10 protein-coding genes and 1 pseudogene are annotated in these 9,706 nt (G+C 74.0%); 5 read left to right on the top strand and 6 right to left on the bottom strand.

Annotation, left to right across the window (positions count from 1 at the left end; translation table 11 throughout):
• The 3 genes and pseudogenes from DT057_RS32315 to DT057_RS32305 all read right to left on the bottom strand — a co-directional run.
• A pseudogene (locus DT057_RS32315) lies at positions 1-193 on the bottom strand (transglutaminase-like cysteine peptidase); the annotation flags it as partial.
• 358 nt (positions 194-551) lie between these two features.
• Positions 552-1,172, bottom strand: a complete 621-nt coding sequence (locus DT057_RS32310; protein WP_128566133.1) for a PilZ domain-containing protein — start codon at positions 1,170-1,172, stop codon at positions 552-554.
• A 187-nt stretch (positions 1,173-1,359) separates the two neighbouring features.
• Positions 1,360-1,959: a PAS domain-containing protein gene (locus DT057_RS32305; protein WP_128566132.1), complete on the bottom strand. Its 600-nt coding sequence runs from the start codon at positions 1,957-1,959 to the stop codon at positions 1,360-1,362.
• A gap of 467 nt (positions 1,960-2,426) precedes the next feature.
• Here DT057_RS32305 and DT057_RS32300 point away from each other — a divergent pair, with 467 nt between their 5' ends.
• Entirely contained in the window at positions 2,427-3,251 is an 825-nt protein-coding gene (locus DT057_RS32300) for a rhomboid family intramembrane serine protease (protein WP_128566131.1), read from the top strand.
• Between the two features lie 141 nt (positions 3,252-3,392).
• Positions 3,393-3,824, top strand: a complete 432-nt coding sequence (locus DT057_RS32295; RefSeq protein WP_128566130.1) for a CBS domain-containing protein — start codon at positions 3,393-3,395, stop codon at positions 3,822-3,824.
• A gap of 28 nt (positions 3,825-3,852) precedes the next feature.
• On the opposite strand, the gene DT057_RS32290 is transcribed toward DT057_RS32295, so the two are convergent.
• From DT057_RS32290 to folE, 3 genes are all read right to left on the bottom strand, one after another.
• The gene (locus DT057_RS32290; RefSeq protein WP_128566129.1) at positions 3,853-4,905 is read right to left on the bottom strand and encodes a patatin-like phospholipase family protein; all 1,053 of its coding nucleotides are present in this window, start codon (positions 4,903-4,905) and stop codon (positions 3,853-3,855) included.
• A gap of 265 nt (positions 4,906-5,170) precedes the next feature.
• The gene (gene hisI, locus DT057_RS32285) at positions 5,171-5,623 is read right to left on the bottom strand and encodes a phosphoribosyl-AMP cyclohydrolase (RefSeq protein ID WP_128566128.1); all 453 of its coding nucleotides are present in this window, start codon (positions 5,621-5,623) and stop codon (positions 5,171-5,173) included.
• On the bottom strand, positions 5,623-6,282 hold the full coding sequence (gene folE, locus DT057_RS32280) for a GTP cyclohydrolase I FolE (RefSeq protein ID WP_128566127.1): 660 nt from the start codon (positions 6,280-6,282) through the stop codon (positions 5,623-5,625). The genes hisI and folE overlap by 1 nt, the downstream gene beginning before the upstream one ends.
• Before the next feature lie 290 nt (positions 6,283-6,572).
• Here folE and DT057_RS32275 point away from each other — a divergent pair, with 290 nt between their 5' ends.
• The 3 genes from DT057_RS32275 to thrS all read left to right on the top strand — a co-directional run bounded on the left by DT057_RS32275 (position 6,573) and on the right by thrS (position 9,535).
• Positions 6,573-7,019: an iron-sulfur cluster assembly scaffold protein gene (locus DT057_RS32275; protein ID WP_128566126.1), complete on the top strand. Its 447-nt coding sequence runs from the start codon at positions 6,573-6,575 to the stop codon at positions 7,017-7,019.
• Positions 7,016-7,381 carry a membrane protein insertion efficiency factor YidD gene (yidD, locus tag DT057_RS32270; protein ID WP_128566125.1) on the top strand — a complete coding sequence of 122 codons (366 nt, stop codon included), beginning with the start codon at positions 7,016-7,018 and terminating at the stop codon, positions 7,379-7,381. The genes DT057_RS32275 and yidD overlap by 4 nt, the downstream gene beginning before the upstream one ends.
• Before the next feature lie 126 nt (positions 7,382-7,507).
• The gene (thrS, locus tag DT057_RS32265) at positions 7,508-9,535 is read left to right on the top strand and encodes a threonine--tRNA ligase (protein ID WP_128566124.1); all 2,028 of its coding nucleotides are present in this window, start codon (positions 7,508-7,510) and stop codon (positions 9,533-9,535) included.
• The last annotated feature ends 171 nt before the right edge of the window (positions 9,536-9,706 follow it).

The raw sequence follows: 9,706 nt of genomic DNA, 5'->3' as shown, positions 1-9,706 counted from the left end.
ACGCGTAGCGCTGGCAGAACTCGACCCAGGCGGCGATCGGGCGGGCCTGGCCCATCTCCGCCGCCGAGACGCTCGGGGCCGGGAGCGCCGGCAGGGCGGCGAGCGTCTGGGCGGGCGCGCTCCCGCAGGCGGCGAGCAGCGCCGCGACCCCGAGCACCACCCTCTTCGTCCTGATCCCGAGCCCGATCGTCATCGCTGCCATCCCCGTGTCGAGACGCAGGATGGCGGCGCAACCGCTCGGCGGCGCTGAAGCCGATGCGCGCAATTTTAGCGGTCGGCGGGCCCGCGGCGGCCGGTTTCCGGCAGCCCCAAGGGCCGGCTAGGACGAGAGCTCGAACCGCGCGGATCGGCTTAACCGGAGCTGCACCATGGCGGGAAGGCGGGGCCGGGGGCTCGGCGCGCCGGCGCGGCGCCCGACCGTGCGGCCGGGCGACGGGCGGGAGAGTGCCGGCAAGCGGCGGCCGCGCCCTCGGCGCGACGGGCGCGTGAGAGGCCGCGCGCTCGACGCCACGGCCCCGCAGGGCCCGCGCGGCACCGCGGCGCGGTCGTCCTCAGAGGACGAGGTTCTCGTCGAAGCGGTCGGGCGAGAGCGGCAGCCGGAACTCGACGGCGAGCCCGCCCTTGAAGTGGCGCACGATCTTGCAGGGCGTGCGTCCGACCAGCGCCCCGACGTCGAGGGGCAGCTCGCTCTCGCACGCGAGGGCGGCGCCCGAGAGCGAGATGTCGACCACCCGGGCCGGGACCTCGCGGCCGCTGTCGAGGCGGATCGTGGTGAGGGCCTGCCGCGGCACCACGCGCTCGTGGCGGCGGTCCTCCGGCAGGCCGAGGACGGCGCGGTTGGCGAGCCAGGTCAGCTGCGAGGCGATCTTGTCGCGCTTGCGCGGCGTCGCGCTGATCGCGAGGGCGAAGCCGCCCGGCAGGATCCGGGAGATGGTGCCCTCGATCCGGCCGACATGCTCGAGGTACATCACGGCGCGCTCCCCGACCGCGCCGCAGACCGCGCAGACCACGCGCACGCCGCCGGGCGACATGTCCACGGTCTGGCAGGGATATTCCTGCCGGTCGGCGAGCATGTAGCGGCCCAGGAGCGCGACCGGGACCCGGAAGTGCCGGCGCCGGTCCACGGCCCTGCCGGCGGCGAAACGGGCGCTGAGCGGCGTGGCCTGGGCCATGGGGTGCGACCTCCTCCATGAGGCATCCGGACCTGCCCCGCCTTTCTGCGCCACAGGAGTTAAGGATTTCCGGACGGGATCCGCGAGCGGCGGCGGAACGGAAGCGGACCGCCGGGGTCCCGGCGCCGCCGCCGGGCGTCGCGCCGGGCCTCGCGGGGCTCGGCCGCCGGCAGGGAAGGGGAAGCGGTCAGCTCCGGCCGCCGCGATGCACGATGAAGCGGCGGCGGCGCTCCGGGCCGGGCTCGTCGTTGGCGGGGGACGGCAGCCGCTCCGCCTCGGCGGCGGGCGGCTCCGCCGCGGTCAGGATGCGCAGGGACACCGTCCGCACCGCCGTGATCGGGCGCAGGCCGAGCCAGGTCGGGATGATGGCGGGCGAGAGCGCGCCGATCACCCGGGACTGGGTCTTGCCGCGGTGGCGCAGGGGCAGCAGCAGCAGTTCGAGGTCGAGGGTCTCGCCCTCGTCGGTGACGCCCACGAGGCCCACCACCACGCCGACCGTCTCCTGGATCACCACCTCGATCAGCCGCCAGGGATCGGCCGCGGGGGCGTCCCCCCACAGCCCCGCGAAGGCCAGGCCCTTCAGTTCGCCCCCGAACAGGGCGCAGAGCCGGGTGCCGGCGAGGCGCACGGTGGCGCCGCGCTGGCCCGGGTCGATCTCGAGGATCAGACTGTCGGCGAGGACGTGCCGGATCTCCCCCGGCTCGATCTCGCCGCGTTCCGGCGCTGCACGGGCGCCGCGCAATCCGTTCCAGTAGGCGTGCAGCATGCGGCTGGTCGGGTGCTTCATGGCGTCTCGTTATGGCACAGTCGCTGATGGTTCGATCGATGGCGGTGACGGTCGGCTGACCAAATCGGGGCGCCGTCCGCCCGGCATGATTCGGTTGAGCAGACCCTATGCCGATCGGCCCAGGCGCGAGAGTGCAAGGTTTTGTTAACGTTACCGATCTATTGCCGTTGCATCTTGCGCGTACCCGCGCGATTACGACGCGCCTTCGGATCGGTCCGGCGGCGCCCCGAGAGGGGCGCCGGGAGCCGGCCCGGGGGCGAAGGGAAGGGGGCCTCGCGGCCCGCGCCGTCACGGTCCGGACGGCGTCCGCACCCGGATCGAATCCGGGCGCGACCGTCCCGTTTCGGGGAGAGCGGCGACGCTCTCCCTTCTTTTTTGGCACGGGCGCGCCGTGCGCGCGGCGGCGCCCGGACTTGCGGGGCGGGCCGGACTTGCGGCGCGGGCCGCGAGACCCCCATGGTGGCGCCATGGATGCGACCCCCGATTTCCCGCGCCCGCCGCGCGTGCCGGTCTTCAACATGCCGGCCGTGGTCACGGCCTCGGTCGGCCTGATGGTGCTGATCCACGCCGTGCGGGTGCTCCTCCTGCCGGATTCCTGGGACATCACCGTCCTGGTGGACCTCGCCCTGGTGCCGGCCCGCTGGACCGCCGCCCTCGATCCCGACCGGGGCGCCGACATCCTGCGGGCCGCCGCCGAGGCGCAGGGCGGGTTCCTGGAGGTCGAGGCCCGCAAGGCCTTCGCGGCCTACATCCTGGCCGAGCCGGGGGCGATGCCCTGGACCTTCGCCACCTACGCGCTGCTGCACGGGTCCTGGACCCACGTGCTCCTCAACGGCGTCTGGCTCGCCGCCTTCGGCACGCCGGTGGCCCGGCGCTGCGGCGCGTGGCGCTACGGCGCCATCGCGCTCGTCTCGACGGTGGCGGGGGCCGCGCTCCACGTCGCGCTCGACCCCCTCAGCACCGTGCCGCTGATCGGCGCCTCGGCGGGCGTCTCGGGCCTGATGGCGGCGGCGGTGCGCTTCGCTTTCCAGCCCCCGGACGGCCCGGTGGCGCCCGGCACCCCGCCCTGGCAGCGCCCGGTGGCGACGCGCCTCCAGACCATCCCGGAATTGCTGCGCAACCGCGCCGCCACGGTGTTCCTGGTGATCTGGCTCGTCACCAACCTGCTGTTCGGGATCATGGCGGTGCCGTTCGGCATCAGCGAGTCCGCGGTCGCCTGGGACGCGCATCTCGGCGGCTTCGTCGCCGGCTTCCTGGCGCTGCCCCTCCTCGACCGCCTCGGCCGGCGCTGAACCGGGGGCAAATTCCGGCGCTTGCCCCCGGGGGTGCTTGCAACCCTCGGCGGGCGGCCACACACTCGCCCCCAACACGAGCGTGCCGGCGTGCCCGTGGTCACCACCCGTCGGCCGCACCGGACGTGAGGGAGGGTAATGATGACCGTTGCGCGTATCCTGTCGCAGAAGGGCCGCACCGTGGTGACGGTGCAGCCGCACCGCACCCTGGCGGAGGCCGCGGCCCTGCTCACCGAGAAGGGCATCGGCGCCCTCGTGGTCAGCGACGCCGGCCAGACGGTGCTGGGCATCCTGTCGGAGCGCGACATCATCCGGGCGGTGGTGGGCGGCGGCGGCGCGGCGCTCGAGACCCCGGTCTCGCGCCACATGACCCCGAAGGTCGTGAGCTGCACCCGCGGCACCGCCGTCGACGAGGTGATGGAACTGATGACCGAGGGGCGCTTCCGCCACGTGCCCGTGGTGGAGGACGGCCGCCTGATCGGCCTCGTCTCCATCGGCGACGTGGTCAAGCACCGGATCGCCTCGGTGGAGGCCGAGCACCAGGCCCTGCGCGAGTACATCGCCACCGCGTGAGGCGGCGGGTCGCCCGGGGGCCGCGGGCTCAGGTCGGCGCCACCGCGGCCGCGATGATCTCGTGGATCTCCGGCAGCATGCGCCGGGTGGCCTGGCGTCCGAGCTCGATGCACTCCTCGGCGCGGTGGAACTCGAACAGGCCCATCTGGGCGAGCTTCGGGTTGATCATCACGTCGGGCGGGTCGCCCGCGAGCCGCGAGCGCGAGATCCGGTCCTGCGTGATGTTGAAGGCGTCGATCATCACGGAGGCGATGCCGTTCGGCCCGCCCGTCTCGACCCGGGGCTTGGGGCGCGGCCGGCGGGCCCCGAGCAGGGGCCAGCGCCGCGGCTCGCCCGGCAGGGCCACGGCGGCCTCGGCCGCCGCCTCCATCACGGCGTCGGCCCCCTCGGCCCCGTGGGACTGGATCACCGTGCCCCGCACCCGCATGTCGCCGTTGAGGTTGACGCAGATCACCACGTCGGCCCCGAGCGCCCGGGCCGCCGTGACCGGGACCGGGTTGACCAGCGCCCCGTCCATCAGCCAGCGTCCGGCGACCTTCACCGGATCGAAGATGCCCGGGAGGGCGTAGGAGGCCCGCACCGCCTCGACGAGGCCGCCCTTGGTGAGCCAGATCTCGTGGCCGGTGCCGAGCTCCGTCGCGACGGCCGCGAAGGTGATCGGCAGCTCCTCGATCCGGCTGCCGCCGAGGTCCCGCTCGAGGAGCCGCCGCAGGCGCTCGCCGGCGATGAGGCCCGAGCCGCTGATGTGGAAGTCGAGCAGGCCCATCACCCGGCGCTTGGTCAGCGTCCGGGAGAATTCCCGCAACTCCTCGAGCTTGCCGGCCGCGAAGCAGGCCCCGACCGCCGCGCCGATGGAGCAGCCCGCGATGATGTCGGGCTCGATCCCGGCGCCCCGCAGCACCTCGATCGCCCCGATATGCGACCAGCCCCGGGCGGCGCCGCCGCCGAGGGCGAGGCCGACCTTGGGCCGGCGCGGCTGCGGCTCGGGCCCGGGCGCGGCCCCGCCGGACCCGAGCGAGGCACCGTCGGCGAACCGCCGGACGGGCGTCCCCGAGAAGAGTGCGATGCCGTCCCACATCATGGCGCCTGACCTCTGCCGGGCCGATCTCCGCTCAGCTTGCCCCGGATCGGTCAAGCGATCGTCAACGGCGAGGGTTTCATCACAGGATCGCGCTGGACTGCGTACGCGCCGCGGGGCGGCCGCGAAGGGATCGGCCCAGGCCCCGCGGCCGCGCCCCTGTGCCAGGGCTGCGTGACAGGGGCGTGAAGCCGCCGGGCCCGCCGCGGCGGACGGGCGGAGCCCGCCCCGCCCGCACGGGCGCGCGCCGCAGGGTCTGCGCCCGGGCTCAGCCCGCCCGGGCGCCGCCCTCCTGGCCCGGCCCGGCCACGGGCGCGAGCCCGGCCTGCCCGGTCGCCGGGTCGTAGGTCACGGTGCGGTAGAAGCAGGCGCGCCGGCCGGTGTGGCAGCAGCCGCCGTCGCCGCCGACCCGGACCCGCAGCAGCAGGGCGTCCTGGTCGCAATCGACCCGGATCTCCACCACGCTCTGGATCTGCCCGCTGGTGGCGCCCTTGTGCCAGAGCTCGCCCCGGGAGCGCGACCAGTACCAGGCCTCGCCGGTGGCGAGGGTGCGCGCGAGCGACTCGGCGTTCATGTGGGCGAGCATCAGCAGCGCGCCGGTCCCGGCGTCGACCGCGACGGCGGTGATGAGCCCGTCCGGGCCGAAGCGGGGCGTGAAGGCCGCCCCCTCCTCGATCTCGGCCCGCGAGCCCGGGGCCGCGAAGGCGGGATGCTGTCCCATCAGCGGCGGTCGCGCACCAGGGTGAGGAAGCGGACCTGCTCGTTCGCGTCCTGCTTGAACACGCCGGTGAACTGCGTGGTGAGGGTCGAGACGCCGGATTTCTGCACGCCCCGCATCGCCATGCAGAGGTGCTCGGCCTCCACCATCACGGCGACGCCGCGGGGCTTGAGCACGGCGTCGATCGTCTCGGCGATCTGGGCCGTCATGGTCTCCTGGGTCTGGAGGCGCCGGGCGTAGGCGTCGACCACCCGGGCGAGCTTCGAGAGCCCGACGACGCCCCGGCGCGGGTAGTAGGCGATGTGGGCGCGCCCCATGAACGGCACCATGTGGTGCTCGCAATGCGAGTGGAAGGCGATGTCGCGCACCAGCACGATGTCGGAATAGCCCTCGACCTCCTCGAACACCCGGTCGAGGATGCCGTCGGGGTCCTGGCGGTAGCCGCCGAAGATCTGCTCGTAGGCCTTGGCCACCCGCTGCGGCGTCTCGCGCAGGCCCTCGCGCTCCGGGTCGTCGCCGGCCCAGCGCAGGAGCGTGCGGACGGCGGCCTCGGCCTCCTGGCGGGTCGGGCGCTCGGTGACCCGCTCCGCGCGGGGGGCGTCGCTGCGCTTGTCGGCCGCATCCGGGGCCCGGACCGACAAGGACTTCAGCACCGCATCCATGACGCCTCCCACCCGGCCTGCCCGATGGTCGCGGGGCAGCCATGCCGAAATCCCGTGCGCCCCGACAGGGCCGCGCCTCGCGGACTTGCGCGACGCGGCCTATATCGTGGGTTCGCCCCGGCCACGCAATGCGCCGGGCGCGCAGCAGATCACCGCCGTCCACCACGTCAAGCCCAGGTCCAGGCGCCAGGATACTCGCTCCGTCCCGATCCGCTCGCCGAGATCCACAGGCCGCGGTCAAGTCGGGACCGCCGTCTCCCGATCCCCTCTCGTCCAAAGTACGACCCGCCATGCTCGACGACATCTACAACTCACGCATCCTCGCCCTCGCGGCGGAGATCCCGCGTCTCGGGCGGCTGCCGGCCCCCGAGGCGAGCGCCAGCAAGCACTCGAAGCTGTGCGGCTCGACCGTGACGGTGGACCTCGTCACGCAGGGCGACACCGTCACGGACTTCGCCCACGACGTGAAGGCCTGCGCGCTCGGGCAGGCGGCCGCCTCGCTCATGGCCCGGCACGTGGTCGGCGCGACGGCGTCCGAGCTGCGGGAGCTGCGCGACGCGGTGCGCCGGATGCTGAAGGAGGGCGGGCCCGCCCCGGAGGGCCCCTGGGCCGCGTTCGCGGTGCTGGAGCCGGTGCGCGACTACAAGGCCCGGCACGCCTCGACGCTGCTCACCTTCGACGCCGTGGTGGACGCCCTCGACCAGATCGCGGCCCGGCGCGAGGCGGTGCCGGCGTGAGGCCGGGCGGGGCGCAGGGCGCCGGTGCCCGGCGCGGTGCCGGCACGACGGCGGTCCGCCGCGGCGCGCACCTCGCGATCCGGGCCTACCAGCTCACGCTCTCCGGCCTCGCCGGGCGCCAGTGCCGGCACTGGCCCTCCTGCTCGGCCTACACGGACGAGGCGATCCAGCGCCACGGGCTCTGGGCCGGGGGCTGGATGGGGCTGTCCCGGATCTGCCGCTGCGGGCCCTTCGGCACCCACGGCGTCGACCTCGTGCCCGACCGGCCGCCGGAGGCGGCGGCCTGGCACCGGCCCTGGGCCTACGGCCGCTGGCGCGGCGTCAACGCCCCGCCGCCCCTGTGCGAGGCCGTCGAGGGCTGAGCCGGCTGTCATTTGTCCCCGCCGCTGCTATGAGGGCGGCCCTCCGGCCGTCCCGCGCCGGATTCCGACCGTCCCGGCTTACCTGCACGGTGCGCAGGAGTGAGCCCCGAGGAGAGCCTCCGTCCCATGCCGATCCTGACATTTCCCGACGGCGCCACCCGCGCCTACGAGGGCGCCGTCACCGGGCGCGCCGTCGCCGAGGGCATCGCCAAGTCGCTGGCCAGGCGCACGGTCGCCATGGCGCTCGACGGCACCGTCCAGGACCTCGACGACGTGATCGCGCGCGACGCCCGCATCGAGTTCCTCGAGCGCACCGACCCCCGCGCCCTGGAGCTGATCCGCCACGACTGCGCCCACGTGCTGGCGGAGGCAGTGCAGTCGCTGTGGCCGGAGACCCAGGTCACGATCGGCCCCGTGGTCGAGAACGGGTTCTACTACGACTTCGCGCGCGAGACGCCGTTCTCGCCCGACGACTTCCCGGCGATCGAGGCGCGGATGCGCGAGATCATCGCGCGCGACGCCCCCTTCACCAAGGAGGTCTGGGCCCGCGACGCCGTGCGCGCGCTGTTCGCCGAGAAGCAGGAGGCCTTCAAGGTCGAGCTCGTCGACGCGATCCCGGCGGGCGAGGACCTGAGGATCTACCGCCAGGGCACGTGGTTCGACCTCTGCCGCGGCCCGCACATGACCTCGACCGGCAAGGTCGGCACCGCCTTCAAGCTGATGAAGGTGGCGGGCGCCTACTGGCGCGGCGACTCGACGAAGCCGATGCTGAGCCGCATCTACGGCACCGCCTGGGCGACCCAGGCGGAGCTCGACGCCTACCTGCACCGCCTGGAGGAGGCGGAGCGGCGCGACCACCGGCGCCTCGGCCGCGAGATGGACCTTTTCCATTTCCAGGAGGAGGGGCCGGGCGTGGTGTTCTGGCACCCGAAGGGCTGGACCCTGATGCAGGCCCTCATCGCCTACATGCGCCGGCGCCTGAAGGGCGACTACGCCGAGGTCAACGCCCCGCAGATCCTCGACAAGGCGCTGTGGGAGACGTCGGGCCACTGGGGCTGGTACCGCGAGAACATGTTCGCGGCCCAGTCTGCCGGCGACGAGGCCGAGGACAAGCGCTGGTTCGCGCTGAAGCCCATGAACTGCCCGGGCCACGTCCAGATCTTCAAGCACGGGCTGAAATCCTACCGCGACCTGCCGCTGCGGATGGCCGAGTTCGGCGTCGTCCACCGCTACGAGCCGTCGGGCGCCATGCACGGCCTGATGCGGGTGCGCGGCTTCACGCAGGACGACGCGCACATCTTCTGCACCGAGGACCACCTCGCCGCCGAGTGCCTGAAGATCAACGACCTGATCCTCTCGACCTACGCCGATTTCGGCTTCGACGAGATCGTCGTGAAGCTCTCGACGCGGCCGGAGAAGCGTGTCGGCTCGGACGCGCTCTGGGACCACGCCGAGGAGGTGATGACCCGGGTCCTCGCCGAGATCGAGGAGCAGTCCGGCGGCCGCATCAAGACCGCCATCAACCCGGGCGAGGGCGCGTTCTACGGCCCGAAATTCGAGTACGTGCTGCGCGACGCCATCGGGCGGGACTGGCAGTGCGGCACCACGCAGGTGGACTTCAACCTGCCGGAGCGGTTCGGCGCCTTCTACGTCGACGCCGACGGGCAGAAGAAGACGCCCGTGATGGTCCACCGCGCCATCTGCGGCTCGATGGAGCGCTTCACCGGCATCCTGATCGAGCATTTCGCCGGCCATTTCCCGCTCTGGCTCGCCCCCGTGCAGGTGGTGGTGGCGACCATCACGGGCGACGCCGACCCCTACGCCCGGCAGGTCCTGCGGGCCGCCGAGGCGGCGGGCCTGCGGGTCGAGGCGGACCTGCGCAACGAGAAGATCAACTACAAGGTCCGCGAGCACTCGCACGCCAAGGTGCCGGTGATGCTGGTGGTCGGGCGCCGCGAGGGCGAGGAGCGCACGGTCTCGGTGCGGCGGCTGGGCAGCCCGCAGACCCGCACCCAGCCCCTCGACCAGGCCCTCGCCGACCTCGTGGCCGAGGCGACCTTCCCGGACCTGCGCCGGGCCGAGGCGGTCCGGGAGAGCCGCCCGAGCGAGGAGGCCGCGCTCGACGGGCATCACGGGCGGATCGCGGCGCCCTGACGGGCGAGGTGCGGCGCCCTGATGGGCGGAGTGCGGCGCCCTGACGGGCGCCGCGATCCGGGCAGCCGGCGGCGGGCCGCGCCTGCGGAGCGCTCCCCGGCGCACGGCGACGCCGGATCGGCCGGGGAGGCGCGTCACGGCAGGGACTTGAGCGCCGCGCCGCTGCGGCCG

This window comes from Methylobacterium crusticola (assembly GCF_003574465.1).
GTDB lineage: Bacteria > Pseudomonadota > Alphaproteobacteria > Rhizobiales > Beijerinckiaceae > Methylobacterium > Methylobacterium crusticola.
Note: the sequence above shows the minus strand (reverse complement) of the source record. Positions and strands in the feature narration are given on the sequence as shown.